The 25,661-nt window shown below is 47.3% G+C and carries 17 protein-coding genes, 1 tRNA gene and 1 pseudogene; 6 read left to right on the top strand and 13 right to left on the bottom strand.

Annotated elements, in window-relative coordinates:
• Positions 1–41: 41 nt before the first annotated feature.
• A complete protein-coding gene (gene adeQ / locus QUE74_RS23005) occupies positions 42–1,376 on the top strand; it encodes an adenine permease AdeQ (RefSeq protein WP_024166224.1) in 1,335 nt (444 codons plus the stop codon).
• Positions 1,377–1,428: 52 nt separating this feature from the next.
• Positions 1,429–1,881 carry a DUF1198 domain-containing protein gene (locus tag QUE74_RS23000; protein WP_001353562.1) on the top strand — a complete coding sequence of 151 codons (453 nt, stop codon included), beginning with the start codon at positions 1,429–1,431 and terminating at the stop codon, positions 1,879–1,881.
• 115 nt (positions 1,882–1,996) lie between these two features.
• On the opposite strand, the gene QUE74_RS22995 is transcribed toward QUE74_RS23000, so the two are convergent.
• Positions 1,997–2,320, bottom strand: coding sequence for a helix-turn-helix domain-containing protein (locus QUE74_RS22995; protein ID WP_000125643.1), 324 nt, complete (start codon positions 2,318–2,320; stop codon positions 1,997–1,999).
• Positions 2,304–2,657: a type II toxin-antitoxin system RelE/ParE family toxin gene (locus tag QUE74_RS22990; protein WP_001521686.1), complete on the bottom strand. Its 354-nt coding sequence runs from the start codon at positions 2,655–2,657 to the stop codon at positions 2,304–2,306. Before QUE74_RS22990 ends, QUE74_RS22995 begins: the two co-directional genes overlap by 17 nt.
• A gap of 233 nt (positions 2,658–2,890) precedes the next feature.
• Here QUE74_RS22990 and nepI point away from each other — a divergent pair, with 233 nt between their 5' ends.
• From nepI to QUE74_RS22980, 3 genes are all read left to right on the top strand, one after another.
• Positions 2,891–4,075: a purine ribonucleoside efflux pump NepI gene (nepI, locus tag QUE74_RS22985; RefSeq protein ID WP_001288541.1), complete on the top strand. Its 1,185-nt coding sequence runs from the start codon at positions 2,891–2,893 to the stop codon at positions 4,073–4,075.
• A 202-nt stretch (positions 4,076–4,277) separates the two neighbouring features.
• On the top strand, positions 4,278–5,684 hold the full coding sequence (locus QUE74_RS29635; RefSeq protein ID WP_502876665.1) for an inverse autotransporter beta domain-containing protein: 1,407 nt from the start codon (positions 4,278–4,280) through the stop codon (positions 5,682–5,684).
• A gap of 9 nt (positions 5,685–5,693) precedes the next feature.
• Positions 5,694–13,955: an Ig-like domain-containing protein gene (locus QUE74_RS22980; RefSeq protein WP_502877070.1), complete on the top strand. Its 8,262-nt coding sequence runs from the start codon at positions 5,694–5,696 to the stop codon at positions 13,953–13,955.
• Positions 13,956–14,006: 51 nt separating this feature from the next.
• On the opposite strand, the gene eilA is transcribed toward QUE74_RS22980, so the two are convergent.
• The 7 genes from eilA to yicS form a co-directional block, all read right to left on the bottom strand.
• The gene (eilA, locus tag QUE74_RS22975) at positions 14,007–15,704 is read right to left on the bottom strand and encodes a HilA family transcriptional regulator EilA (protein WP_001176356.1); all 1,698 of its coding nucleotides are present in this window, start codon (positions 15,702–15,704) and stop codon (positions 14,007–14,009) included.
• A 202-nt stretch (positions 15,705–15,906) separates the two neighbouring features.
• Positions 15,907–17,256, bottom strand: coding sequence for an IpaD/SipD/SspD family type III secretion system needle tip protein (locus tag QUE74_RS22970; RefSeq protein ID WP_000608449.1), 1,350 nt, complete (start codon positions 17,254–17,256; stop codon positions 15,907–15,909).
• A gap of 43 nt (positions 17,257–17,299) precedes the next feature.
• Positions 17,300–18,451, bottom strand: a complete 1,152-nt coding sequence (locus tag QUE74_RS22965) for a hypothetical protein (RefSeq protein WP_000257044.1) — start codon at positions 18,449–18,451, stop codon at positions 17,300–17,302.
• 12 nt (positions 18,452–18,463) lie between these two features.
• Positions 18,464–20,245, bottom strand: a complete 1,782-nt coding sequence (locus tag QUE74_RS22960; RefSeq protein ID WP_000106736.1) for a YopB/SseC family type III secretion system translocon subunit — start codon at positions 20,243–20,245, stop codon at positions 18,464–18,466.
• A 54-nt stretch (positions 20,246–20,299) separates the two neighbouring features.
• On the bottom strand, positions 20,300–20,482 hold the full coding sequence (locus tag QUE74_RS22955) for a hypothetical protein (protein WP_001024524.1): 183 nt from the start codon (positions 20,480–20,482) through the stop codon (positions 20,300–20,302).
• Between the two features lie 9 nt (positions 20,483–20,491).
• A complete protein-coding gene (locus QUE74_RS22950; RefSeq protein ID WP_000443167.1) occupies positions 20,492–20,989 on the bottom strand; it encodes a SycD/LcrH family type III secretion system chaperone in 498 nt (165 codons plus the stop codon).
• A 301-nt stretch (positions 20,990–21,290) separates the two neighbouring features.
• Positions 21,291–21,584, bottom strand: a complete 294-nt coding sequence (gene yicS, locus QUE74_RS22945) for a protein YicS (protein ID WP_001306625.1) — start codon at positions 21,582–21,584, stop codon at positions 21,291–21,293.
• 208 nt (positions 21,585–21,792) lie between these two features.
• On the opposite strand from yicS, the gene nlpA reads away from it, so the two are divergent.
• Positions 21,793–22,611 carry a lipoprotein NlpA gene (gene nlpA, locus QUE74_RS22940; protein WP_000779407.1) on the top strand — a complete coding sequence of 273 codons (819 nt, stop codon included), beginning with the start codon at positions 21,793–21,795 and terminating at the stop codon, positions 22,609–22,611.
• Positions 22,612–22,614: 3 nt separating this feature from the next.
• Here nlpA and QUE74_RS22935 read toward each other — a convergent pair whose 3' ends face one another.
• The 4 genes and pseudogenes from QUE74_RS22935 to QUE74_RS22920 form a co-directional block, all read right to left on the bottom strand.
• Positions 22,615–23,538, bottom strand: a complete 924-nt coding sequence (locus QUE74_RS22935) for a carboxylate/amino acid/amine transporter (protein ID WP_000535950.1) — start codon at positions 23,536–23,538, stop codon at positions 22,615–22,617.
• 110 nt (positions 23,539–23,648) lie between these two features.
• On the bottom strand, positions 23,649–24,833 hold the full coding sequence (locus QUE74_RS22930; RefSeq protein ID WP_001355051.1) for a sugar efflux transporter: 1,185 nt from the start codon (positions 24,831–24,833) through the stop codon (positions 23,649–23,651).
• 398 nt (positions 24,834–25,231) lie between these two features.
• Positions 25,232–25,393: pseudogene (gene rhuM / locus QUE74_RS22925) on the bottom strand (RhuM family protein); the annotation flags it as partial.
• Between the two features lie 78 nt (positions 25,394–25,471).
• A tRNA-Sec gene (locus QUE74_RS22920) sits at positions 25,472–25,566 on the bottom strand.
• Between the last annotated feature and the right edge of the window lie 95 nt (positions 25,567–25,661).

The raw sequence follows: 25,661 nt of genomic DNA, 5'->3' as shown, positions 1-25,661 counted from the left end.
TACAAAAGCAAGGGATTAAATCTCCTCCAATGGACAAAAAAATGAATAATGACAATACCGATTACGTGAGTAATGAATCAGGGACGCTTTCGCGATTATTTAAACTACCTCAGCATGGGACCACCGTCCGCACAGAATTGATTGCGGGGATGACCACTTTTTTAACCATGGTGTACATCGTTTTTGTGAACCCGCAAATCCTCGGCGCGGCACAAATGGACCCGAAAGTGGTGTTTGTTACCACCTGTTTGATTGCCGGTATCGGCAGTATTGCGATGGGGATATTTGCTAACTTACCCGTGGCGCTGGCTCCGGCAATGGGGCTGAACGCCTTCTTTGCGTTCGTTGTCGTGGGGGCGATGGGCATCTCCTGGCAGACCGGGATGGGCGCAATATTCTGGGGCGCAATTGGGCTATTTTTGCTCACGCTGTTTCGCATCCGGTACTGGATGATCTCCAACATTCCATTAAGTTTACGTATTGGTATCACTAGCGGAATCGGATTATTTATCGCCTTAATGGGGTTAAAAAATACTGGTGTTATTGTCGCCAATAAAGACACCCTGGTGATGATTGGTGATTTAAGTTCTCACGGTGTGTTGTTAGGTATATTAGGGTTTTTTATTATAACCGTGTTGTCATCTCGTCATTTTCATGCCGCGGTGCTGGTCTCTATTGTGGTGACGTCTTGCTGTGGATTATTTTTCGGTGATGTTCATTTTAGCGGCGTCTATTCCATTCCGCCTGATATTAGCGGCGTCATTGGTGAAGTGGATTTGAGTGGCGCATTATCACTTGAACTCGCTGGTATCATTTTCTCCTTTATGCTGATCAACCTATTTGATTCATCAGGAACATTAATCGGTGTGACTGATAAAGCTGGCTTAATAGATAGTAACGGTAAATTCCCTAATATGAATAAGGCGCTGTATGTTGATAGCGTCAGTTCGGTGGCGGGCGCGTTTATCGGCACCTCGTCTGTTACCGCCTATATTGAAAGTACTTCTGGTGTGGCAGTTGGTGGTCGAACGGGGCTGACTGCGGTCGTGGTCGGCATTATGTTTCTGTTGGTTATGTTTTTCTCGCCGCTGGTGGCAATGGTCCCTCCTTACGCCACCGCCGGAGCGTTAATCTTTGTTGGCGTGCTGATGACCTCAAGCCTGGCGCGCGTTAACTGGGATGATTTTACCGAATCAGTACCTGCATTTATTACTACGGTGATGATGCCCTTTACTTTCTCGATCACCGAAGGGATTGCGCTTGGCTTTATGTCGTACTGCATCATGAAGGTGTGCACCGGGCGCTGGCGCGATCTGAACCTGTGTGTGGTGGTGGTTGCAGCTCTGTTTGCTCTGAAGATTATTTTGGTGGATTAGTAACTGGCGAGGGTTTCCAGATATCATGAGTTCTGATTACGCAGGAGAACTCATGATCTGGATAATGCTCGCTACGCTGGCGGTGGTGTTTGTAATTGGTTTTCGGGTGCTGACATCCGGGGCCAGAAAGGCGATTCGCCGTCTCAGCGATCGGCTGAATATTGATGTCGTACCCGTGGAGTCGATGGTCGATCAAATGGGAAAGTCAGCCGGTGAGGAATTTTTACGTTATTTGCATCGCCCGGATGAGTCGCACCTGCAAAACGCCGCGCAGGTGTTGCTCATCTGGCAAATTGTCATTGTCGATGGAAGCGAACAGAACCTGCTGCAATGGCATCGGATTTTACAAAAAGCTCGCCTCGCCGCGCCGATTACCGATGCTCAGGTCAGGCTGGCGCTGGGTTTTCTGCGCGAAACCGAACCTGAAATGCAGGATATTAATGCTTTTCAGATGCGCTATAACGCATTCTTTCAGCCTGCTGAGGGCGTTCACTGGCTGCATTAAAACCGTTTCGTCTTATTAGCCTACAGACCGCGCCTGAGCTGGTGGGTGGATAAGGCGTGCACGCCGCATCCGGCATCGGAACTGACAGTAGGTGAACGCATTATCTACGTTCTATTTACAGCAGCACCTCCAGCCCGTGTTTTTGCACAATGCTGAGCAGTTTTAATGAAATGCCATTGGGGCGTTTAGCGCCACTTTCCCATTTTTGTACAGTTGAAACGCTGGTATTGAGATAGTGAGCGAAGACGGGCTGACTCACTTTTAATTTTTCCCGCAGTGCTTTTATCTCAACAGGTTGTAAGTCTTGCACGCTGGTCAGGCAGGCTTTGTCAAAAGTACGCATCGTTTCGGCAGAAATAGCATCGACGCTGGACAATCCAGCAGCTGCGCTGTGAATAGCCTCAAATGCAGGACTTTTAAATTTAGTTTTTGCAGTCATAGCAGATCTCTGTCAGTTCTTTAGTGTTAATCATTGCTGTTAGTTGGGCTTTCGTCAGGAAGGCATAATGCTTTGCAAGTTCACGAAACCCAGCCAGTTCCTGACTATTGATGTTCGACATATCCTGTTTTGCATATAAAAACGTGTAAAACCAATTGCTTCCCCCTTTTGCCAGAATAATTGCACGCTCACGATTTTGGTGAAGGCGCTTTTTAAAAACGCCACCACCAAGTGCATCAGCTTTACCTTGCTCCGTTTCTAAAATGGCCCGGCACAACTCTTCATCTGTTATTGCATGAGACCTGGCTTCCCTTGCAAACCATTTGGTTTTAAACACGCGCATATCGTTGAGGTCCTGTTATTAAAGTATATCACCAAGTGCAATACTTTATCCCTTATTCCTAACCCAATCGCGAAAATGCATATCAGCTTGCCCTATGATTTTTATTTCTTCGAGCAGCCTCGAACTTTTCCCACAACACCGTAAAAGTTGCAAAAACGTTAAATGTGTCACACATTTCAGTGTTAAAGTGGTCGGCTTTTCCGTTGAAACATGCCACGGGTAACACCATGAGTGAATTTATTGCCGAAAACCGCGGCGCGGATGCCATCATCCGACCGAACTGGTCCGCCGTTTTCTCGGTAGCGTTTTGCGTCGCCTGCCTGATTATCGTTGAGTTTTTGCCCGTCAGTTTGTTGACGCCAATGGCCCAGGATTTAGGTATTTCGGAAGGGGTTGCCGGGCAATCGGTGACCGTGACCGCCTTTGTGGCAATGTTTGCCAGTTTGTTTATTACCCAGACAATTCAGGCCACTGACCGCCGCTACGTTGTTATTTTGTTTGCCGTTTTGCTGACGCTCTCCTGCTTGCTGGTTTCCTTTGCCAACTCATTCAGTTTGCTTTTAATCGGTCGTGCCTGTCTGGGGTTGGCACTCGGCGGGTTCTGGGCGATGTCGGCGTCGCTGACCATGCGTCTGGTACCAGCGCGTACGGTGCCGAAGGCGCTGTCGGTGATTTTCGGCGCGGTTTCTATTGCGCTGGTGATAGCCGCACCGTTGGGTAGCTTTTTAGGTGAGCTTATCGGTTGGCGCAATGTCTTTAATGCGGCGGCGGTGATGGGCGTGCTGTGTATTATCTGGATTATCAAATCATTGCCTTCGCTGCCTAGCGAACCCTCGCATCAGAAGCAAAATACTTTCCGCTTATTACAGCGTCCGGGCGTGATGGCCGGGATGATCGCCATCTTCATGTCTTTCGCCGGGCAGTTTGCTTTCTTCACGTATATTCGTCCAGTGTATATGAATCTCGCAGGATTCGGCGTGGATGGCTTAACGCTGGTGCTGTTGAGTTTTGGTATCGCCAGCTTTATCGGCACGTCGCTTTCGTCGTTCATTCTTAAACATTCGGTAAAACTGGCCTTAGCAGGTGCGCCGTTAATACTGGCTCTGAGTGCGTTGGTGCTGACGTTGTGGGGAAGCGATAAAATCGTGGCGACCGGCGTTGCGATTATCTGGGGGCTGACTTTTGCTTTAATTCCCGTTGGCTGGTCAACGTGGATCACTCGCTCACTGGCCGATCAGGCAGAAAAAGCCGGGTCTATTCAAGTGGCGGTTATTCAGCTTGCTAATACTTGTGGCGCAGCAATCGGCGGTTATGCGTTGGATAATATTGGTCTGACTTCGCCGCTGATGTTGTCCGGCACATTGATGTTGCTTACCGCGCTGTTAGTCACCGCAAAGGTGAAAATGAAGTAACGTATTTACAGGAGGGGTTACTGCTGTGGTGGGAAAGCTCTCCTGTTCTTCCCCCTGATAACCCTTGATCAGGTATTGTTCTTATCTTGTTGTTATTTCCATTATTCCGCCTGTATTCATCATTTACTCATCATGAATCATCATTTTCCCTCATGTTAAAGAAAGGTCATTTAATCTGAACGCATAGCGACAGGGATGACAAATGGCAGGGAAAGCGCATGGGAATGGCGATCGTCGGGGCGATAAAACCATATGTGGATTGGGGGATCGTTTACGTCGTCTGACCGCCGGTATTTGCCTGATAACACAAACTATTTTCCCTGTTATGGCTGCTGCCCCTACGCATGTTAACCCTGCGCATTCGGATACTGCCGCGTCACTGATCCTGTCGAACGTTAAAACTATTCCATACACCTTGGGGGCGTTGGAATCGCCACCAACGGTCGCGGCACGCTTTGGTATTACCGTTGATGAATTACGTCGCCTGAATCAGTTCCGTACCTTTGCGCGGGGCTTTGACAATGTGCGTCAGGGCGATGAGATAGATGTACCACTCATCAACAGTAACAGCCCTGAAGCGCGCACTCTGAAAGCAATGCAGATGGAGCGCGACGGTAAAGATCCACAAATGCAGGTCGCGGAAGTGGCGCAACAAAGTGGGACACTTTTAGCGCGCGATATGGACAGCGAACAGGCTGCGAGTATGGCGCGTGGCTGGGTGGCTTCTTCTGTGTCTGCGCAGGCGACAGACTGGCTCAGCCGCTGGGGAACTGCCCGGGTATCTCTGGGTGTTGATGAAGATTTCAGCCTTAAAAGCTCTTCATTTGAATTTCTCCATCCCTGGTACGAAACGCCAGATAACCTGGTCTTCAGCCAGCACACACTTCACCGTACGGATGATCGCACTCAAACCAACCACGGTATCGGCTGGCGTTATTTCACATCGAGCTGGATGTCTGGCGTCAATATGTTTATCGATCATGACCTGACCCGCTATCACACCCGAACCGGGATGGGCGTTGAATACTGGCGCGATTACCTGAAACTGAGCGGCAACGGTTATCTGCGCCTCAGTAACTGGCGTAGTGCACCGGAACTGGACAATGATTATGAAGCACGCCCGGCGAACGGTTGGGATCTTCGCGCCGAAGGCTGGTTACCGGCCTGGCCGCAGTTGGGTGGTAAGTTAGTCTATGAACAATATTACGGCGATGAAGTGGCGCTATTTGGTAAAGATGAGCGACAAAATGATCCTCACGCGATTACCGCAGGATTGAGTTACACCCCCGTTCCCCTGATCTCCTTTAGTGCCGAGCAACGGCAGGGCAAACAGGGAGAAAACGACACCCGAATTGGTATGGAGTTGACGTTGCAACCCGGTCATTCACTGCAAAAACAGCTCGATCCGGCTGAAGTTGCAGCACGACGCAGCCTTGCGGGCAGTCGCTATGACCTGGTCGATCGTAATAGCAATATTGTCCTCGAATATCGCAAGAAAGAGCTGGTGCGGTTGACGCTGACCGATCCGCTGAAAGGCAAGCCGGGCGAGGTTAAATCGCTGGTTTCTTCCTTACAAACCAAATACGCGCTGAAAGGTTATGACATCTAAGCCGCCGCCCTGCAATCAGCGGGCGGAAAAGTTGCTGTTTCCGGCAAGGATATTCAGGTCACCATTCCTCCCTACCGATTCACGGCAATGCCTGAAACCGACAACACTTACCCGATAGCGGTTACAGCGGAAGATTCGAAAGGAAATTTCTCCCGGCGTGAAGAAAGTATGGTGGTTGTAGAAAAACCCACACTAAGCCTCGCTGATTCAACGCTTTCTGTCGATCTACAAATTCTGCTTGCGGATGGAAAATCAATCTCAACGCTGACCTATACCGCGCGAGATTCCAGCGGCAAGCCTATCCCGGGTATGACATTAAAAACCCATGCGAAAGGTTTGCAAGATTTCGCCCTAAGCGAATGGAAAGACAACGGTAACGGAACCTATACCCAGTTAGTTACCTCCGGGAAGACGTCAGGCGCGTTGTCGCTGATGCCACAATTTAACGGCGACGATGTTGCTAAAACACCAGCGCTGATTGCCATTGTGGCTAATATGGCATCCCGAGCGGACTCCATGATTGAAACAGACCAGAATAATTACGTCGCGGGTAAGCCGATAGGCGTAAAAGTGACCCTGAAAGATGAGAATGGCAACGGGGTTACCGGAAGAAAAGAACTTCTTAAACAGGCTGTTAAAGTAGACAACACGAAGACTGATGCTGTTAGTGCCTGGACGGAAGAAAGTGAGGGAGTTTACAAAGCAAACTATACGGCCCATCTCATTGGCGACAAATTAACGGCCCAGCTGACGATGCCCGGCTGGCAAACCAAGCATTCGGATGCGTTCAGTATTGCGGGTGATAAAGATACCGCCAAAATCGCTGCGATGCAGATCACCGCGAATAACGCAGTCGCCAGACGCGATCACAATACCGTCGCTGTGACGGTCAGGGACGTGCATCAAAATTTACTGCAGGGACAAAATGTTACCTTCACGGTCGTGAATGGTGCGGCGGTTTTTGCCGATCCAAATGGCGGTATTGTGACGACAGATAAAGACGGGATTGCCAGCGTTAACCTTGCCAGTGACCAGGCGGTAAACAGTCTTATCAAGGCCGAGATCAATGGCAGTAGTCAGTCTGTGGAAGTGAGCTTTATCACTGGCGATATCTCGCAGCTAACCTCCACCATCAAGACGGACGATGTGTCATACACCGCGGGTGGCAAGATAAAAGTGTCAGTTACCCTTATGGATGAGCAGAAAAACCTGGTGAAAGGGATGGCTTCGCTGCTGGCGGGTAGCGGTGTGGTCGAGGTGAGCGGTACAGATAAAAATGAAACGGGTAACTGGAGCGAAGAGTCTGATGGCGTTTACACCACCACCCGAACCGCGAAGATTGCTGGCAATAGCCATTACGCCACGCTGAAACTATCGACATGGAGTAGCGCGCAGCAATCCGATGCGTATGTCATCCGCGAAAGCGGAGCTGTGCTGGCTTATTCCTCTATCGTTACCGACAAAACGACCTATACCGCAGGCGGTGCGATTAAAGTTACGGTAACGCTCAAGGATAGCTATGAAAACCTGGTCGGGGGGCAACGAGACGCTATCAGCCAGGTTATCCAGCTGCCAAATACAAAAGCGGAAAGCATTACCTGGAATGAAGATCAAAAAGGCATTTATACCGCAACGTATACCGCTTTACTTCCTGGCACCGGTTTAAAAGCACAGCTACAGATGTCCGGCTGGGCGAGCGCCCTGACTTCAAATGTTTACAGTATTAGTGGCGATGCCGCCAGCGCACAAATCGTCGCGATGCAAGTGACAACGGGTAGCCTGGATGTGCTGGCCAATGGTAGCGATCAACATACGGTGAATGTTCGGGTGGAAGATCAGTTTGGCAATGTGCTGCCAGAGCAGACCGTCACCTTTACGGTGACGAAGGGGGCGGCTGTATTTGCCAATGCAGGGCAGAGTGCAGACATCAGGACGGATGTGCATGGCATGGCGGAGGTTGTGCTGAGTAGTACCGTAGCGGATGCCAGCACTGTTGAGGCTAAGATCAATCAAAGCAGTGATAGTAAAACGGTGAACTTCGTTGCTGATGTCAGCACGGCGCGTATTGCTGATCTGGGGGTAACGCAGGATAACGCGGTGGCAGACGGCGCGACAGAGAACATGCTGTGGGTGAAAGTCACCGACGCGTTTGGTAATGCGCTGGGCGGGCAGACGGTCAGCGTGTTGGCGGACAACGGCGCAACGGTCGCTCCGACGGTGATTACAGAGCCGGACGGCACAGTGGAGATCCCTGTCACCAGCCAGACGGCGGGCACCAGTGCCGTCACTGCAACCATCAACAGCAGCAGCCAGAGCCGGGATGTGACGTTTATCGCCGATGTCAGGACGGCGCAGATCGCGGATCTGGAGGTGACGCAGGATAACGCCGTGGCTGACGGCGCAATGGCGAACACGCTGCGGGTGAGGGTGACGGATGCGTTCGGTAATGTGCTTGCCGGGCAGACGGTCAGCGTGACGGCAGACAACAGCGCAACGGTCACTCCGACTGTCATCACAGGGCAGGACGGGACGGTGGAGATCCCTGTCACCAGCCAGACCGCCGGAATCAGTGCGGTCACTGCCAGCATTAACAGCAGCAGCCAGAGCCGGAACGTCACGTTTGTCGCCGATGTCAGGACGGCGCAGATCGCGAGTCTGGAGGTGACGCAGGATAACGCCGTGGCTGACGGCGCAATGGCGAACACGCTGCGGGTGAGGGTGACGGATGCGTTCGGTAATGTGCTGGCCGGGCAGACGGTCAGCGTGACGGCAGGCAATGGCGCAACGGTCGCTCCGACGGTCACCACGCAACCGGACGGCACGGTGGAGATCAGTGTCACCAGCCAGACGGCCGGAACCAGTGTGATCACCGCCAGCGTCAACAACAGCAGCCAGAGCCGGAACGTGACGTTTATTGCGGATGTCAGCACGGCGCAGATCGCGGATCTGGTCGTTAGCCAGGATAACGCGGTGGCAGACGGCGCGACGGCGAATACGCTGCGGGTGAAGGTCACCGATGCGTTCGGGAATGCACTTGCCGGGCAGACGGTCAGCGTGTTGGCAGGCAACGGCGCCACGACTGCTCCGACGGTCACCACGCAGCCGGATGGCACGGTGGAGATCTCTGTCACCAGCCAGACCGCCGGAATCAGTGCGGTCACTGCCAGCATTAACAGCAGCAGCCAGAGCCGGACCGTGACGTTTATCGCCGATGTCAGGACGGCGCAGATCGCGGATCTGGAGGTGACGCAGGATAACGCCGTGGCTGACGGCGCAATGGCGAACACGCTGCGGGTGAGGGTGACGGATGCGTTCGGTAATGTGCTTGCCGGGCAGACGGTCAGCGTGTTGGCAGGCAACGGCGCCACGACTGCTCCGACGGTCACCACGCAGCCGGATGGCACGGTGGAGATCTCTGTCACCAGCCAGACCGCCGGAATCAGTGCGGTCACTGCCAGCATTAACAGCAGCAGCCAGAGCCGGACCGTGACGTTTATCGCCGATGTCAGGACGGCGCAGATCGCGGATCTGGAGGTGACGCAGGATAACGCCGTGGCTGACGGCGCAATGGCGAACACGCTGCGGGTGAGGGTGACGGATGCGTTCGGTAATGTGCTTGCCGGGCAGACGGTCAGCGTGACGGCAGACAACAGCGCAACGGTCACTCCGACGGTCACCACACAGCCGGACGGCACGGCGGAGATCAGTGTCACCAGCCAGACCGCCGGAACCAGTGTGATCACCGCCAGCGTCAACAACAGCAGCCAGAGCCGGAACGTGACGTTTATTGCGGATGTCAGCACGGCGCAGATCGCGAGTCTGGAGGTGACGCAGGATAACGCCGTGGCTGACGGCGCAATGGCGAACACGCTGCGGGTGAGGGTGACGGATGCGTTCGGTAATGTGCTTGCCGGGCAGACGGTCAGCGTGACGGCAGACAACAGCGCAACGGTCACTCCGACGGTCACCACACAGCCGGACGGCACGGCGGAGATCTTTGTCACCAGCCAGACCGCCGGAATCAGTGCGGTCACTGCCAGCATTAACAGCAGCAGCCAGAGCCGGAATGTCACGTTTATCGCCGATGTCAGGACGGCGCAGATCGCGAGTCTGGAGGTGACGCAGGATAACTCAGTGGCAGACGGCGCAATGGCGAATATGCTGCGGGCGAGGGTCACCGATGCGTTCGGTAATGCGCTTGCCGGGCAGACGGTCAGCGTGTTGGCGGACAACGGCGCAACGACTGCCCCGACGGTAATCACAGAGCCGGACGGCACGGTGGAGATCAGTGTCACCAGCCAGACGGCGGGAGCCAGTACTGTCACTGCCAGCATCAACAGCAGCAGCCTGAGCCGGAACGTGACGTTTGTCGCGGATGTCAGGACGGCGAAGATCGCGGATCTGGTGGTCATTAAGGACGGCTCAGTGGCAGATGGCGCGATGGCGAACACGCTGCGGGTGAAAGTCACCGACGCGTTCGGCAATGCGCTGGCCGGACAGACGGTCAGCGTCTCAGCGGGCAACGGTGCAGCGGTTGCCGCGACGGTTATCACCGGGCCGGACGGCGCGGCAATAATCACCGTCACCAGCCAGACGGCGGGCATCAGTGCCGTCGCCGCCAGCATCAACAACAGCAGTCGGAGCCAGGATGTGACATTTATTCCGGATGTCAGCACCGCGAAGATAGCGGATCTGGTGGTCATCAAGGACGGCTCAGTGGCAGACGGTTCGATGGCGAACACGCTGCGGGTGAAAGTCACCGACGCGTTCGGCAATGCGCTGGCCGGACAGACGGTCAGCGTCTCAGCGGACAACGGGGCAGCGGTTGCCGCGACGGTTATCACCGGGCCGGACGGCGCGGCAATAATCACCGTCACCAGCCAGACCGCCGGAGCCAGTACGGTCACTGCCAGCATCAGCAACAGCACTCTGAACCAGAACGTGACATTTATCCCGGATGTCAGCACCGCGAAGATCGCGGATCTGGTGGTCATTAAGGACGGCTCAGTGGCAGATGGTGCGATGGCGAACACGCTGCGGGTGAAAGTCACCGACGCGTTCGGCAATGCGCTGGCCGGACAGACGGTCAGCGTCTCAGCGGACAACGGGGCAGCGGTTGCCGCGACGGTTATCACCGGGCCGGACGGCACCGTGGAAATCTCCGTCACCAGCCAGACCGCCGGAGCCAGTACGGTCACTGCCAGCATCAACAACAGCATTCTGAACCAGAACGTGACATTTATCCCGGATGTCAGCACCGCGAAGATCGCGGATCTGGTGGTCATTAAGGACGGCTCAGTGGCAGACGGTTCGACGGCGAACACGCTGCGGGTGAAAGTCACCGACGCGTTCGGCAATGCGCTGGCCGGACAGACGGTCAGCGTCTCAGCGGACAACGGTGCAGCGGTTGCCGCGACGGTTATCACCGGGCCGGACGGCACCGTGGAAATCTCCGTCACCAGCCAGACGGCGGGCATCAGTGCCGTCACTGCCAGCATCAACAACAGCAGTCTGAACCAGAACGTGACGTTTATTGCTGATGTCAGCACGGCGAAGATCGCGGATCTGGTGGTCATCAAGGACGGCTCAGTGGCAGACGGTTCGACGGCGAACACGCTGCGGGTGAAAGTCACCGACGCGTTCGGCAATGCGCTGGCCGGACAGACGGTCAGCGTTTCAGCGGGCAACGGGGCAGCGGTTGCCCCGACAGTCACCACGCAGCCGGACGGCACCGTGGAAATCTCCGTCACCAGCCAGACGGCGGGCATCAGTACAGTTACCGCAACCATCAACAACAGCAGTCTGAGCCAGAACGTGACGTTTATTGCTGATATCAGCACGGCGAAGATCGCGGATCTGGTGGTCATTAAGGACGGCTCAGTGGCAGACGGTTCGACGGCGAACACGCTGCGGGTGAAAGTCACCGACGCGTTCGGCAATGCGCTGGCCGGACAGACGGTCAGCGTTTCAGCGGGCAACGGGGCAGCGGTTGCCGCGACGGTTATCACCGGGCCGGACGGCGCGGCAATAATCACCGTCACCAGCCAGACCGCCGGAGCCAGTACGGTCACTGCCAGCATTAACGGTAGCAGCCAGAGTCAGAGCATCACCTTTGTACCGGGTGATGCATCGCAGCTCACTTCAACCGTTGAAACAAATAAGTCGAACTATACGGTTGGAGAGACAATCACCATCACGGTAACGCTCCGGGATGCGTTCGATAATCTGGTAACCGGTGCAGCTTCACAGTTAGCCGCTAATGGTGTGCTTACGGTGGCTGGCACCGACCCGTCAGAAACGGGAAGCTGGATTGAATCAGGTGGCGTGTATACCACAACCCGTATGGCGACGATTGCCAGTACCAATCAGCACGCCAACCTGCAATTGCAGACGTGGAGTGATGGTGTAACGTCAGATCGCTATGACATACAGTCCGGTTCTCCGGCGCAAGCCACATCAACTATCGCTACGGATAAAAACGCCTACACCGCTGGCGACACTATAACCGTCGCCGTGACGCTGAAAGACGCGCACGGTAACCTGGTTGAAGGGGGCGAGTCCTTACTGTCTGGTGATAACGTAATAGTGGAAGGAGCCGTACGTTCAGGAGGATGGTCTGAAACCGCCGGTGTTTATACTGCTACATGGTCGGCGCAGATGGCGGGAGACTCTCACCACGCGACGTTGACTTTGCCTGAGTGGGGCAGCAGTAAACAATCAGAGAGTTATTCCATCCACAGTGGTGCTCCGGTGCAAACAAATTCAGCCATCAGGACAGATAAAACGACATATATCGCCGGGGAGTCATTAACTGTCACAGTAACGTTGCGGGATGAGTTTGGTAACCCGGCTTTAGGGCTGACATCAGGAGTTATCGAATCATATATCGATAATTTTACGGTGGGCGGCGCAGTCCCCGATTCGATGCAATGGGTCGAACAGAATAATGGTGAATATACCATGATCTGGACAGCATGGTTTGCCGAGAAAAATTTGGTTGCCAGTCTGAAATTAAAAACATGGGCAACGGAGATTAATTCCGCGCTATACGGGATACAACCAGGTGCAGCAGCAAAAACTCAGTCCACGATTATCACGGACAAAACGGTATATATCGCTGGGGAGAGCATAACGGTGACTGTTGTACTTAGTGATGCTCAGGGTAACTTTATTACTGATGGTGTCGCTCAGCTTAAAGAGGAAAACGTAAAAGTCAGGAATGCAGATCCTATCCAGGGTAATAATTGGATATACAACGGCAATGGGCAATATCAAAGACAGTATATGGCGCATTTCGCGGAAGTGTATTTGAATGCACAACTGAAGATGGTTGGTTGGAGCGATGCCAATTATTCAAATAATTATACTATTAAACCGGGTGAAGCGAGTCCGCATGGTTCACAGCTTCGTATAAGAGATGATGTTGTGGTTGTTGGGGCGGATTTACCTGTCAGTGTTTTATTAGCTGATGATTTTGGTAACCCGTTGGATAACGGTCTGGATTTGCTGGATAATGCAGTGTACTTACAAAATGTGGAGAAGAAAGAAGGGGCTAAATGGATATATTTGGGTGATGGCATATATGAGCGTACCTATATGGCCTACAAAGAAGGAGAGAACTTAAATTCATTTCTGCAGATTAACGGTTGGCGTGTAAACGGGCAACCTTCCTATACCATCCTTCCTTTTGTAGTAGTCGATTCTCTGAGTGTGAATGGTGCAATATTCAGGGCGACAGATGGTTTTCCTGAAACAGGATTTGATGGGGCTAAATTCACCTTAGTATTAACCCATAATATGAAGAATACAGATTATGATTGGACGGCAGGCATGTATGGTATTAATGTTAACAATAATGGAGAAGTCACAATAAGTCTGCCCCTAAATAGTGAAATCACTATTACCGGGAAACCAAAAGACGGTAAAGGGAATAATGTTGTATTCAAATTCAAGATGAAAAAATGGTTTACTAGTTTAGGTGCTGCCAGTAATAACACTTGGGATATTATAAATGCATCATGCAATAGCTATGGACAAGTGGCGTCATCTTTAGAATTAGCGCAGCGACCAAGTAATGGTGTAGTTCCACGAAAAGTAGGTACGTTGTGGGGAGAATATGGTAATTTGAAAGCTTATGGCAGTACATTTAGCAGCGCGGATTACTGGACAAGTACTGTACTTATAGGGGTTCACGAGAAATTCAATCCTGAAACTGGTATATCAACACCAGGATCAGGAAAGTCTTCTGGTTTGTGTGTGAGATATTTTTAACGAAATAACTACTAAATTGCCCTGCATCAGCAGGGCAATTTCTCTTCGTTCTTACGCAGAAGTACGCATCGCACTGATAGTATTAAATTCATTTTTTACATTGAGCAAACGAGGGTCGTGAAGCAAAACATTTGACCATAAATCATTCTCTTTAATTAATTGTTGCCAGCGCTTTTCATATTCTTTCTTACCATAAACAGTGTAAATTAACGGCAAGATCACACCATTGATTTTGTTAGTGTTAATATTTGCCAGTAACTTCATAATGTCATTTTTTATAGATGCGCCATAGATCAGAAACTTCGTATAAAGCGAGTTAACACAGCTGTAATCAAGATCATGCTCAGGATCAAGTTTAAGCAATAAACTTTTGGCTTTGTCATTATGTCCTTTCAGTGCCATGAACATAGCCAGAGTAGACGTAATAATTGGATTGTTATAGGAGTTTTGACTATTCAGATTTAACGCAAAAGATATCGCGTTATCGAGTGATGATGTGTAATAAAGTATAATTAGTTTAAGAACACTTATACCCATTTTATTGGGCTCAAGAGTAATGCTTTTTTCTATTAAATTAAACGCTCTTGCAAGGTCGCCGTTCAAAAAATATAGCAGCGACTGATAATAATAAACGTCTGGTGAATTAGGTTTGAGTAAATGTGCTTGTTTAAATAGCACATTAGACACTGAATGTTCATCTTTTAGCCCACTGATTAAACCTAGCAATCCTAATGCCTGAGAATTTGAAGGGTTAATTTCCAGAGCCTTTTCTATGGCTGTTACTGCTGTTTTTATAGCTTGTTTTTGTTCACTGAGCCCAAGGAGTGCCAATGATATATGGCATTCCGCCAGACAGCAGTAGGGCAAGGTATTTTGTGGTTGCGTACTCACACAATCTCTAAATATTACTAACGCTCGTTTCAAACTCTCTGGTGTATAACGGTACATTTCCATTCTGCCATTCATATACATAACAGCAGAATCAAGAGATGGCATTTGTTGTGTATTAATAGATTTAAAATTAATGTTAGGGATTTTTTCAATGAGGATATTAATTACTTGTGATAATAATACGGAAAGAGGATTGTCTGGGTTAAAATCAATACTTTGATGATCAATCAACTTATGCGTTCTGGCATGAATTAATTCAATAAATAAACGCCAGTTTTTACCATAGTGAACGACCTGGCCCATAATGTAATATTCTGGGCCTGTTTTATTGATAAACTGGTGGATAGTAGAAAAATCGCTTGCCTCATTCGTTACCGAGGCAGGTAAGATATCTAAACCACAAAAAGCATATTTTGAAAGGCCCTGCACAAGTTCGTAATGCAGTTTTAGAACATTGATTGAACCTTCGGTACGAAATGGAAAAACAGCAAGAGTGGTAGTCGACTTTACCGGTTCATTATCGGTTACAATCACAATGGGTACAGTAAAACGGTATCCACGACCATAGACCGTTTCGATATACTTACACTGTTTATTCTCATGCAAAAGTTTGCGCAATGCATAAATACACCGTGTTAAAGATTCATCACTGGCAACACTTGCGCTCCAGACCTTATCAATAATCTCTTCTTTGCTAACAATTTCACCGTCAGCATTAAGTAATAGAATGATAACCCCAAGTTCTTTGGGGGGAATATGGTATTCTTTATTCTTGAATAATAATATTCCATTGTTTTTTAATACAAACTCACCGAATATATATTGTTGTGTATTATTTTTTCCATGTAGCAGTTGCATAGAATGCTCCTTCCATTTTCTCTATTCATAGTATTAATTTGATTAATCTAAAATAAAGTATTGGCAGAATTGCTCTATCAAAAAGCGCTCATTTTGTGAGATAGTGATGAAGAAATTAATGAAAGGTGATGCTCGGTTATATGAAACACTGGTCCCATTTTACGAGACCAGATAGTGGACTATAATATTTGGTGTTACTTAATCAGAAACGTAAATAATCTTTCGCTGAATCAAATAACGCTGTAATGGTTGACGATAATAATTTTATAATCGTATCGTAGGTGGAGTTGGCTGTGCTGTATTTAGTCGTGATAACCTGCACATCGGTTTTCATGTTTTCTGCTTGCCCATTATAACCCGCTAACCATGCCTGGTATTCAGCTGTGCTTATTTCATAACCGGTGAATTCTTTAGATATATTTTTTTCCTTCCCTTTATTATCCCTGTGCACCATTGAATCTGAAGATTGACTCATACTGTCAATAATCTGAGGGTTGGGAATAATAACATATAAACCGCTACCTTGTGGTTCAACTTCGACAATCGGAGAAGGTGTGCGGTGTTTGGGATCGGGTGGAATTACCGGAAGTCCTAAAGCGGCGCACCATTTTTCTGCTTCTTCTAGTGGTACACCAATTTTGTCAGCAGGTGCCGGAGGGTATAAAACATAGTCTGGATTGTAATGATAGTGGAAATCACCATTAGGATATTTATCGATATAATAAAAATGCATCAAGGCTTTTTGGAATGCATTGACATCAAAAATTATCGCATCGCCTTTTTTATTAGAGTGAGTCCATTTTCCCATATTGCTTTGGATATGTTCACTGAAGTCCTGCCAGTATGCGCTCATTATCTCAACGCTATTCGCATAAATTTCGAGGTAGTCGCTACCGAGCACACTCATCAAATCAGCAATATCACTGCATATATATTTATCACTTTTAAATTCGTTTGAACTACTGGCCGTTAAAGTACTGCTGGTTGCTGAACTTCTCATTTCAGGCGCAGAACTCTCTAAAGAAGCGATAGCGTGATTTAAGGTTCCTTTGGTCGTTGCCATTGCACTTGACCCGGTTGTGTTGTGAGCAACGTTAGCCAGGGTTTTTCTCACAGAGTTATGCAGGGTCAATATTTTAGCGGAATCCTTTAATTTTCCGTCAATAGTATTAACATTTTCTGTAAGCTGCAGAACTTTTTTTATCAGCGAATAACTTTCGTGTAAGAGCGCAGATCCTTTCTCTGATAGGTTCTCAGTTGGGAAATTTCTGAGCATGTTTTTAACGAAGTTGAGTTGTATGTCATGCTGGCATTTCCAGTCTTCATTTCGCGGGCTACGTTCACTGACTAAAGTTGATAGTTTTTCAACATCTTTCTTGAGCATAGCGCCAATATTATTATCCTTACTGGCGCTGTTATACAAATTACCCTCGCTTTTGCTGTTTTCCAGTTGATGAGGCTCCTCACTTTGCGAGGATGCCTCTTTAAGAGGAATGTTTGCATTCTGCTGACGTAAAATATCTATATTTAAATTATTATCTTTATTAATCATGTGTCATTCCTCCTTAAATATAATTAACTATTATTGCAATAATTTATGAGCGAATGCCTTGAACGATAGCACTATCAGTATCAATAATGGTTTGTATTATTTGCTGTAATAAATTGAGTGCCTGATCTCTTCCTTGAACATCACGATTAATTTGATCCAGATAGCTACTCATAACTGAATGCATCACATTTTTAGCTTGCTCAACAATTTCTTTTTCTGCATGAGTAGTACTTTCTAGAATTCTAAGTGATGCTTGAGTTGATTGATTAACAAGCTGTGAAAGTACATCTGCTTTACCTATAGTAAAATATTTATTATATCTTTTGTTATGTTTTATACTAATACGCTCGTTTTTATCTCTAATCTTTTCTTCCGTAGTTTCTTTTTCTTTATCGTAATATTTCAGGGTCTCTTCTTTTTGTTCTTCATCAAGTGTTGTATCTTTCGTTGTTGTTTTTATTTCTTCATCTATTTGCTTGAGATAAGCTTGTTGATCTTGAACTTCCCTTTTTAATCCTCGCTGTGTTTTATCATCAGTTCCACTGATAGTGTGCTTCTGATCAGGTGTAAGGGTTTGCATCTTTTCGGGAGGGCTTCTGAAATTTGCTACAACAGATGCTGCAGCTCCGGCTGCGCCAACTGTTGACCCGGCAAGAACACCAGCCGAACTTGCCATTGTAGCGTGTACGGTTTCTGTTTTCTGATACTGGACAAGTTGTTCAAAAACGTTGCTCATAATAGCCTCAGACATAGCAGAGGCTTTATACATTGATGTGAATACCCTTAAAAATTCCTCCATAACAGCCTGTTGTCGCATGGTCAAATTATCTAGCATATCAAGGATATTATATTTAGATATTTTAATAGAACTCTGTTCTGCAGAACTGCTTGATTGACTGGATGAAATTGTAGCTTGGTCAAGGTCACCCCTCAAATTATCTAGCGTACTCCTTGAGTAATTAAGATTATCCAATAGTTTTACTCTTAGTTCCGGACAGACTTCTCTGTCTGTATTTTTTAATATTATAAACTGAGAGCTTATGTCATGATTAATATCTTTAAGGTTATAGTATTGCACAATTTTATTATCATTTGGTATGTTGTTTTTTTTACTATAATCTCTATCAAAGATTGTTTTATCAAGACTGTTAATATTAGATGTGCTGGACGCATTTTTAATTTCATAGGTGGCCATGTTAAAACCCTCTTATACGATAGAATGGGAAGCAAATTTTAAGGCTTCAGTTCGGTGTTGTAATACTCGTACCATCTGGCTTACCTCTTGTTCGACGGTTTTATCCACCCTTTGCAATACTGAAAGCATTTGTTCACGCGTTTTTGATAGATTACTCATGTCCTGTTGTAAAATTGCCATGTCGGCAGAGTTTCCAGCAACAAAACAATTCATCGTCGATGTTGCTATTGCACAGATGAGTAAGCCTATTTTCTCCAGGCCATTACTTATTTTGGCAATCAACTTCAACACTACGGCTGATGTTTGTAGCACGCTGCATACGCTGTCTAATACCTTTATAATATTTTTTGAAACTGAATTAATAATTGATTCAATGGTTGATTTTATAGTGCTTGTTATTTCTTTGGTGACTTCTTCGGCGGCTGTTTTTGATAATGCAGAAACAACGGCCCCTATTGCTACAGAACATATTACAGCTGCACCAATCATTACTGTCGCCATGACAATAGAAGCGGCTGCACTTGCGTAAATACTTTTAACCAGTTCAATCGTATCTTGATCGACACCAATAACGTCCAGAAGCGCGGTGATTGCGAGCAGAGTGGGATCAACTGTTTTAATCGCAGCCGAAAGACCTTCTACAACTTTCCCTAAAATCCAGCCGGTAGCCGTGGTGCCCAGAGCGATTTGACAAGTGATATCTACACCTAATACTACTGCGCCCGCTATTCCTCCAATAAGTGCCAATGCACCCGCAATACTTGAACCACCACTTGGAACTGCAGCAAGAAGACCAACAACAATTAAGACTGCGCTTACGGCAAAGGTAACTACAGTTACACACTCATTAACTATTTTTAAAACTTTAGTCGTGGTAGTATATTTATGTGCTGTTTCATTGAGTTTATTTTCCCTGACATGGTTGATTTCTTTCATTACCTCAGATTGATTTTTAATAGATTCGCAATTTGTATCGCCAATAACTTCCATTACTGAGGTAATCAAAAGGATAAATGTGGCTGTCGCGTTTCTGTTTTTCTGGTTTTCCTGTGTCAGGCAAATATTGGTGGTGAAGTTATTAATCTGTTCTTGCTGTTGAATTTCGTCAAAAACTTCCATACTTTGGCCGATCGCAGCATCAGCATCCATAATGGCTGTATTTAACGATTTCTCAGCTAACGATTTTTTTTGTAACGACAGCGTGAGTGTTTTTTCAGCCGCATTTTTTTGCGTCAGTACTTTATTGTATTGTGGATCGTCTGGTTGCAGTTGCGACAACTCTTGATCCAATGTGTTGACTTTTTTTTCCAGCGATTGCACTCTTTTATCGACTGCATTGTAATTATTGTTGGCCTGATGCAGATTATCGTTGGCTTTTTGCGCGGAATCTAATGATGAGGTGTAGGCGTCGCTTAATTCACGAAACTTATTATGTGCCATTTCGTGTCGAAGCAGGGTGTTGTCCAGGTTATTATGCAAGCGTGTAGTAATATCCTGATCGGCAATGCCTGATAAATTACCCAAAATCATCGTCAGGCGGGCATCGTTCGTCTTTGCTGTAGTGGCGTTGTCTGAATCTGAAACCTGCATTTCAGGCGGAGCAAGCATAGGTTTGTTTTCAAGACGAGCGCGAATATCGTTATCAAGGGACTTCGGGTTTTTATTAAGCCGCATGGGATCAACTTGCGTTTTGTTGCTGTCCTGCAGTCTTTTTTCCGCATCGCTATACTGTGTGCGCAATGTTTCACTGATTTGTTCAAATGTGATCGTTTGTCCCGTAATCGGTGTCGACATAATTCACCTCCTTTTTAAGCTATCATCGGGTGTAATTAATTTTTTTTATTTAACTCATGGCAGATGTTTATTCCCATCTAAAATGGCATCAACGGGAAAGTAAGTAATGTGTTTATTGTTATTCTTCTCATTTATTTTATCGCCATGGTTATTTTTTAAATCAACCGGGGCTTCCTCATGATATTTCCTGATTAACTCTTCAGGCGTAAAAGAAGAGTTTTTTCCGTTTATGTTCATTTTGCCGACTCACTCTGTTTGAACTTCCTCTTCGGAATTGGCTGTCAAGAGTTCAAGATAAGCATTAGCCATCTCTTTAACTTTTTCATTTTGACTGTAGGTTACTACTGTATTAAATAACTCCGTGGCCATTTTAATGTTTTTTAAGCCCATCTGGCATTGGCCCATATAATAAACCAAAGAGAAATCGTTATCGGGAGATAGCATCAAACAGATATGATACATGTCGAATGCCTTTTGATAATCTTTCTTCAACTGACAGACGGCGGCATATCCCTTTAAATAATTATAATTTTGGAAATCATAAATACAGAGAAATTTAAAAAAGAGTTCAGCTTCGTCAAGTCTTCCTTTTTCATAAAAGTTATAAGCGTAAGCATAAACGCCTTCAAGGGTATCCGGGGTTATGCCATGCAGTTCTGCAAGCGTTGCTCCCATACCTAATGCACGTTCGAACTTACTGGCAATTTCTTTATTTTCTTCTAAATCCAGATTTGCGCTTTCCATCTCTACTCTCTCCTTTCGAACATTCTTTGTTCAGACTTCACCATTTTTTAGAGGGTGGTGATATCAAAATTCGCTCATTTTTATGCCCATCCGTTGGACTTCCTTTTCTGCATTAAAAACAAGTATTGTTTCAATGAGATAAGATTTTCTATGTGATGAAATGAAAATAATGTAGAGGGAATTTTATCCACAATCCTGATGAACGGGTTCAATTCTGATTGGAATTTGAAAAAGCAGGTGATTTACTGATGTGCGAGCGTACGTCAGTGGCTGCTGGCCTGAGCGCGGAGGTGTGCGAAATTCACATATCCGGGCATTCCACCTTACCCAGCGCTTCCCAGTAGTTATTCTGATTATTACGCTCCATCGCCACAATAGCTTCGCGGATATGTTGTTTGTTACTCTCATCAGACAACATTAATTTTTCCCACGCTTCGTCTGATAATGACGCCTGTGGCGTGCAAATTTTACGTAAATCTTGCAATACCGTGGTCTTTTCTTTTGCCGACTGTAGAGAACTGAATGGCGACTCGGCCTGAGAAATGGCTGGGAAAGTCAGGAATACGGTAATCATGAGTAGCATCGTTGGCTTCATAGCTGCAACCTTCTGTAAATGTGCATCGAATGAAGCATAAGTGTAGTTTGCTTTTGCCGCTCTCATCATGCTGTACGAAAGGTGTTTGCGTGGTCAGTAAGAAGTGCCAGTTTTATATACCTTTTTCTTCTATTCGATAGCTTTTCGTTTTTTAAATCGTAGTGATCTTGCCATTATAGTCAGTTAACGATTAAAAAAAGGATAAAAAATGAAACTGACAACACATCATCTACGGGCGGGGGCCGCATTATTACTGGCAGGAATTCTGCTGGCAGGTTGCGACCAGAGCAGCAGCGATGAAAAGCACATTAAAGTGGGCGTTATTAATGGCGCAGAACAAGATGTCGCGGAAGTCGCTAAAAAGGTGGCAAAAGAGAAATATGGCCTCGATGTTGAACTGGTAGGATTTAGCGGTTCGTTGCTACCGAACGATGCGACAAATCATGGCGAGCTTGATGCGAACGTCTTCCAGCATCGACCCTTTCTTGAACAAGATAATCAGGCGCATGGTTATAAACTGGTAGCGGTGGGAAATACATTTGTCTTCCCCATGGCGGGTTATTCCAAAAAAATCAAAACCGTGGCGCAAATAAAAGAAGGCGCGACAGTGGCGATCCCCAACGACCCGACCAACCTTGGTCGCGCGCTTTTACTGTTGCAAAAAGAGAAGCTAATTACTCTGAAAGAGGGAAAAGGGTTACTACCTACCGCGCTGGATATAACCGAGAATCCTCGTCATTTGCAGATTATGGAACTCGAGGGGGCGCAGCTCCCGCGCGTACTGGATGATCCCAAAGTTGATGTGGCGATTATCAGCACCACTTACATTCAGCAGACCGGGCTTTCTCCGGTGCACGACAGCGTATTTATTGAAGATAAGAATTCGCCGTATGTGAATATTCTGGTGGCACGGGAAGATAATAAGAATGCAGAAAACGTGAAGGAATTTCTGCAATCTTATCAATCGCCCGAAGTCGCTAAAGCGGCAGAAACCATCTTTAACGGTGGCGCGGTGCCTGGCTGGTAATTCTCACTCATGCCGCGCCGGACGATTTATTTTTCTGGCGCGGCGACGGGAATCCATTGAAATCAAAATCACCGATGACAGAATCAGCAGTGTGCCCAGCCAGTCCGGCAATGTGAATGTGATCCCCAGCAACAGCAAAGAGAGCAGCGCGCTACTTAATGGTTCTGCACAGCTTAAAATGCTGGCTTTTGGACCGCCAATTAATTGTGCTCCTTTCAGGTACAGACTAAATGTCAGGGACGTACCAATGACCACCAAATAAAAAAACGCCAGAATCAAACTGCCATTAACCACAAAATTTGTCCCTTGTCTGGCATAAAATGGCAGCAGGATCAGACCACCAATGAGCATACTCCAGCCGACGACCGGTAACGTGCCATAGCGGGCAATCAGCGTTGAGGGATAGGTGGTATAGAATGCAGCAGCAAATGCCGAGGCAATGCCCCAGAATAACGCGGCCGGAGAGATCGATAATGACGTCGGATTACCGTGTGTCACCAATAAAAAAGTCCCGATCAGCGATGTCAAAATAGCGCAAAAAACCAGAATGCCCGGGCGGGATTTACGCACCAGTGAGAACCAGGCGACGATAATCGTCGGTGAGAGGAATTGCAGCACCGTTGCCGTGGCTGCGTTCGATTTTTCGATGGTTAGCAAAAAAGTGAGCTGTACGGTTAGCGCGCCAACCACGGAAAAAATCAGTAGGCTAATGGCATCTTTGTGATTGTTAATAATAGAAAAGATTTTATCACCATGAACAAATGATAGCGTCAGCAGAATCAAACCGGCGAATATCAAACGCGTCATAGTCAAAAACTGCGACGACATCTGGCTTTGCTCCATGATGTATTGCGCGCAGACCCCTGAACTTCCCCACAACACGGCGGCAATCAGAACGTTCAGCATCCCCTTTCTGGTGGAACCCATTTTTCCCTCTGCATACTGTTTTGTCGTTTATGTATGCAGGCATGATAGCAAAAATGGCGAGGATGGCTCTGTTTGCGCCACGCCGATTTTTCTTAGCTCAGACTGGTGAGCTAAATATCTTTAATAAACAGCAGGCAAATCATCGCAATACCCAACATCCCTATCGCCAGCCAGAACAACGCGTGGTAGCTCCAGATTTCAACCATAATTCCGTCAACAGAGCCGGCGATAATCCAGCCGACGCGTGAGGTATTTGCATATAACGTTGTCGCAGAGCCTATTTTTTCAGGCATCAGATCCTGAAAATAAAGCATGCCGATACCACAGAGAATACCAAGGAAAATGGCATTTAGAATTTGCAATTCCAGCTCAACTGCCGGAGTCGTCGCCATGAGTACGCTGGCGTAAAAACACATACCACTCACGATAGCAATGAGCATTAATAGTCGCTTGCCAATACGTTTCATGTAATAGCCTGCGATTAACATCATCGGAATTTCCAGACCGGCAGCAATACCAATCATTTCTCCAGCCAGTTTATCGGTTAGATGCAGTTCATCAATAATAAATAGCGGCATATTTATCATGTAGAGATTATTCGCCGCCCACATCATTGAACAGACTACAAAAAGTAGCCGTGTATCCCGCTTTCTATGGATGGAGGGTAAAATTTCTACGGGTTGGGTAACGACAGGAATATTTCTTTGTATTGATGGCAAAAACAACCAGACTATCAGCCCGCAAATAACAAATGCGATGGCAGCGGTGAGATACATCACTTTAAAACTAAATCCCATTGCCAGCTCATAAGCGAGCGGTGGCCCGATAACCCAGGCAAGCGAGATCTGAGCACGTAAAAATGTACTGAACATGACCGTCTCACGGCCTGTTCTGTCGGCGTGTTCACGGGCGAGGGCGAACATTTGCGGGTTTGCAGTGGAAGCAAAACTACTCAGAAGTACGCCCGTAGAGAGGAGAATGAAGTAGTTGCGATTCCACGCAAAAAGAGTGCAGGCCAACACTCCAAATAAGCAACATAGCAGGATCAGTAATTTACGGTCGCCTTGTTTATCGGAGTGCCTTGCCAGAAATTGACTGACCAGAATTCCCATAATAGCGCTACCGGTGAAGAAAAAACCTACCATTATAGGACGGGCTTTCAGTTCATCTGCGAGGAATATACTTAGGGTGGGAGTCTGGAGAGCGCCCGCAATACCAGTCAGAAAGGCGACAAGTAAAAATGCCGCGGCAGTGAGATCAAGTATTTTTGATGGAGTGGTAGCCATTTTTTGCATTCTTCTGAATCACCGGGCGACAAAATATAACTGAGTTACAAATAAGTACCAGTCGAATGAGTATTATATTAAGAATTTTTGAGTATCGCTGATACCACCAGAAAGCAATGCTAGCGCAATATTATAGGGCCAGCAATTGAGATTATTAGCAAAAGCATGTTAAGAATTAATCACCGAATTTATATATTAATTATAGTAAGGCAATGAGCTATTTTTGATAGTAAAAATAAAACAAGTTTATTTGATATATTAAATGAAAAAATTAATCTTGATGGCAGTCTGATTATTGGTGAAGTTTATAGGTCATTTTTTTTCGCCAGCGGTTAAAGGAATAGAATCGTCGTATAAAAAAAGGGTGTTTTGGGGCGTGTAAAACAACATCTTCACCTTAATGGCGATACAGTTGGCTGAGAGTCAGCAGGGGGGCAAATCACCTGCAAATAAACACGGCGCATGCTGGCGCGAATATCGCGGATGCGTTCGAGGACAGAAGAACCGACAGACGGATTCTTCAGTCGCTCATCGTCCATCACAAAACCTTTGATCAGGTATTCCTGAAGCCGATTAAATATTGAGCAGTAGAAAATATCTGGATTGACTGTATTACAAGGGATTGGAAAACGTCAGTAGAGGCAAATTGGCGGAAGATCACAGGAGTCGAACCTGCCCGGGACCGCTGGCGGCCCCAACTGGATTTGAAGTCCAGCCGCCTCACCGGAGACGACGATCTTCCGCGCCTCGATTGCTACATGGAGGCGGGGCGCATTATAGCTACTTCCTTGAGTTTCTACATCCCCCAGATCAGTTTTTTCCGCCTAATACATTCAG

Origin of the sequence: Escherichia sp. 10290 (assembly GCF_030295155.1) — a bacterium.
GTDB lineage: Bacteria > Pseudomonadota > Gammaproteobacteria > Enterobacterales > Enterobacteriaceae > Escherichia > Escherichia coli_F.
This window is presented reverse-complemented; position numbering and strand designations above follow the sequence as displayed.

Bases quoted from the DNA above. Each gene is read 5' to 3' on its own strand.
- adeQ (WP_024166224.1), top strand. From the start codon at position 42: ATGAATAATGACAATACCGATTACGTGAGTAATGAATCAGGGACGCTT.
- QUE74_RS23000 (WP_001353562.1), top strand. From the start codon at position 1,429: ATGATCTGGATAATGCTCGCTACGCTGGCGGTGGTGTTTGTAATTGGT.
- QUE74_RS22995 (WP_000125643.1), bottom strand. From the start codon at position 2,320: ATGACTGCAAAAACTAAATTTAAAAGTCCTGCATTTGAGGCTATTCAC.
- nepI (WP_001288541.1), top strand. From the start codon at position 2,891: ATGAGTGAATTTATTGCCGAAAACCGCGGCGCGGATGCCATCATCCGA.
- QUE74_RS29635 (WP_502876665.1), top strand. From the start codon at position 4,278: ATGGCAGGGAAAGCGCATGGGAATGGCGATCGTCGGGGCGATAAAACC.
- eilA (WP_001176356.1), bottom strand. From the start codon at position 15,704: ATGCAACTGCTACATGGAAAAAATAATACACAACAATATATATTCGGT.
- QUE74_RS22970 (WP_000608449.1), bottom strand. From the start codon at position 17,256: ATGATTAATAAAGATAATAATTTAAATATAGATATTTTACGTCAGCAG.
- QUE74_RS22965 (WP_000257044.1), bottom strand. From the start codon at position 18,451: ATGGCCACCTATGAAATTAAAAATGCGTCCAGCACATCTAATATTAAC.
- QUE74_RS22960 (WP_000106736.1), bottom strand. From the start codon at position 20,245: ATGTCGACACCGATTACGGGACAAACGATCACATTTGAACAAATCAGT.
- QUE74_RS22955 (WP_001024524.1), bottom strand. From the start codon at position 20,482: ATGAACATAAACGGAAAAAACTCTTCTTTTACGCCTGAAGAGTTAATC.
- QUE74_RS22950 (WP_000443167.1), bottom strand. From the start codon at position 20,989: ATGGAAAGCGCAAATCTGGATTTAGAAGAAAATAAAGAAATTGCCAGT.
- yicS (WP_001306625.1), bottom strand. From the start codon at position 21,584: ATGAAGCCAACGATGCTACTCATGATTACCGTATTCCTGACTTTCCCA.
- nlpA (WP_000779407.1), top strand. From the start codon at position 21,793: ATGAAACTGACAACACATCATCTACGGGCGGGGGCCGCATTATTACTG.
- QUE74_RS22935 (WP_000535950.1), bottom strand. From the start codon at position 23,538: ATGGGTTCCACCAGAAAGGGGATGCTGAACGTTCTGATTGCCGCCGTG.
- QUE74_RS22930 (WP_001355051.1), bottom strand. From the start codon at position 24,833: ATGCAAAAAATGGCTACCACTCCATCAAAAATACTTGATCTCACTGCC.